This window comes from Brachyspira catarrhinii, from assembly GCF_005518285.1.
In the GTDB taxonomy this organism is placed as follows: domain Bacteria; phylum Spirochaetota; class Brachyspiria; order Brachyspirales; family Brachyspiraceae; genus Brachyspira; species Brachyspira catarrhinii.
In genome coordinates this window covers 1-2,124 of record NZ_SJDU01000380.1, presented here as the reverse complement: position 1 = coordinate 2,124, position 2,124 = coordinate 1, and the positions used below count along the sequence as shown (strand labels likewise).

Sequence of the window (2,124 nt, the reverse complement as noted above, 5' to 3'; positions counted from 1 at the left end):
TCTTAAAAAAATTTATTTATTTTTATATAATTCTATAAAAATATCGACTTATAAATTAGAAACTTTAATGCGGAGCTTTGGCGTCTACCTATTACTCAGTTGCCTTTGGCAAACCGTAAGAGCGCTTTATTTTCTAAAAAGTATAAATTAAAAAAGAGTAAGTTCGCCTTCTTTACTTCCGCCAGAATCGTCAAATTCTATATCGTTGGATTCAGAGCTATTTCCTTTAAGCATATCTTCGAATATAGGAGAGTTAATCAATCTATTATATCCTTGATTTTGAGATTGTTCGAATGTCACTTCGGGATTGATTTTCAAAGCATGCGCTATCATTAATTTTCCGAAACCGCTTCTCCTGTAAGGGAAACTTATATAGATATATTTAAGCATTCCTTCTTTATTGATATAATAATATCCTTCGATTCTTCCGTCTATAGTAAGAAGTCCGACATTTCTATTATTCGTTTGTATAATCTTAAAAAAGTAAGGTTCGGTATAAACTTCTTCCTTATTGTCTTTTATTTTTATATTATGAATAAAATTGATAAGCTCGTTTTTGTATAAACTATTATATTCTATAACTATCACGGAAGGATATTCTTCATGTTCTATCGTTACAACGGGCATATTATCTCCTAAAATTATTTGTAAAAATTAAACTATTAATAATATCGGTAATATTTTCAAAATTTATACGATTTATAATCAATAATCTCTTCTTCCTTTTTTTATATTTCCTTCAAAATCAACAGTAATATTATTTCGATTTTTAAACTTTATTTTATACGCGTTTTTTTGTTTCTTTACATAAATAACTTTTTCGTTGCCGTATTCTTTTTTTATCGAATCGATAACTTCTTTCTCCAAATATTCTATATTTATTTCGTCTCCGCCGCCGCTTATTGTAGTCCATTCGCCTTTCGAGTTTACATGTATTTTAAGTCCGCCTTTGAATATTAAAGTATATGAACCAGAATTTTCAACCGCTCTGTATAAATAATAATCGGCAAAATATGTGTCCGCAAAATTAATTGCGTTTTTAGGAACTTCGCTTATTGCAACCGAAGATGCAAGTAAATTGAAAGTCAAAAAATTAAAAGCGATAATAAAAAGAATGATTATTTTTTTCATTGTTTTATCCTTATTAATTAATTTTTATTTTTTTATTTTATAATTTTTTAATTCTTATAATTTAACATGTCCCGCGATATAATATCTTCCGTCAGTCGAGCCTTGAAAACCGATTGCAAATTCCGCGGGACCAGCGATAAATTTTCCAAATATCGTATATTCCAAATAAGCTTTTGCGTTTTTGTCAACTATATGAACCATCTCTCTTAAAGCGATATTGAGCATATACCATTCGAAGCCCTGCTCCAAACGAATATAATGAGCGTCATTTTCTCTCCAAGTATATTCCGCAATTGCGTTTAGCCAAATAGTTTCGTTCAAAAACGGAAATCTTAAAGTCGTAGAAGCCTGAACCAAAGACTCGAATAAAGTTATATGATAATCTTGAGGAGCTTTTCTGTTTTCATGTTCGTATAAAAATCTAAACTCCAAATTAGGAATATTGAATCTGAATAAAAACGCTTTCGGTATGCTATGCCTAAAATCTCCCTGCGAGTAAGCTATTTCGTAATGATTGCCGATAAATCCGACTCTTATCCCCGCCCCGTTTAATGTTTGAGGAATATAATAATTCGGAGTGTCTATATTCGCTGGATTCAAAGTCGTGTCATAATAATGAGGCATCAACATAAATGTAGTAGTGTTAATATCGAAAGTCGCTCTTCCTCTCGCCGAAACTAAAATTCTATCTATAAAAATTGCCTGAACTCCGCCGTCATAGAGTCCCGCGTTTCCTTTTATATAAGAATAATTACTGTCGGGTTCATGCGTGTCGAAATAACCAAACGCCGTTATAAATCCCGTAAAAGCTATATAATCGTTATGAAAAGTCTGCCCAAGCGAAACGAAAGTGTCTCGCATATTAAAAGTATTCGTATGCGCCGCATAAGAAAAAGTTGAAGTCAAATGAAATTCTATCGGGTATTTTTGAAAGAAAGATAAATTCGTCCTATTCAAATCGAGCAATTTTCTTCTATAATCGTCTCTAATTAA

General features: G+C 31.3%; 3 protein-coding genes. All 3 read right to left on the bottom strand.

Translation table 11 applies throughout. From position 1 onward, the window contains the following. Positions 1-147 precede the first annotated feature (147 nt). Positions 148-627, bottom strand: a complete 480-nt coding sequence (locus tag EZH24_RS10705) for a hypothetical protein (RefSeq protein ID WP_137999110.1) — start codon at positions 625-627, stop codon at positions 148-150. 78 nt (positions 628-705) lie between these two features. Continuing rightward, positions 706-1,131, bottom strand: coding sequence for a PepSY-like domain-containing protein (locus EZH24_RS10700; protein ID WP_137999109.1), 426 nt, complete (start codon positions 1,129-1,131; stop codon positions 706-708). A gap of 54 nt (positions 1,132-1,185) precedes the next feature. Further along, positions 1,186-2,124 (bottom strand): hypothetical protein (locus EZH24_RS10695; protein WP_137999108.1); only part of this gene is annotated, 939 nt, incomplete at its 5' end.

Coding starts and splice junctions, on each gene's coding strand:
- EZH24_RS10705 (WP_137999110.1), bottom strand. CDS start 627: ATGCCCGTTGTAACGATAGAACATGAAGAATATCCTTCCGTGATAGTT.
- EZH24_RS10700 (WP_137999109.1), bottom strand. CDS start 1,131: ATGAAAAAAATAATCATTCTTTTTATTATCGCTTTTAATTTTTTGACT.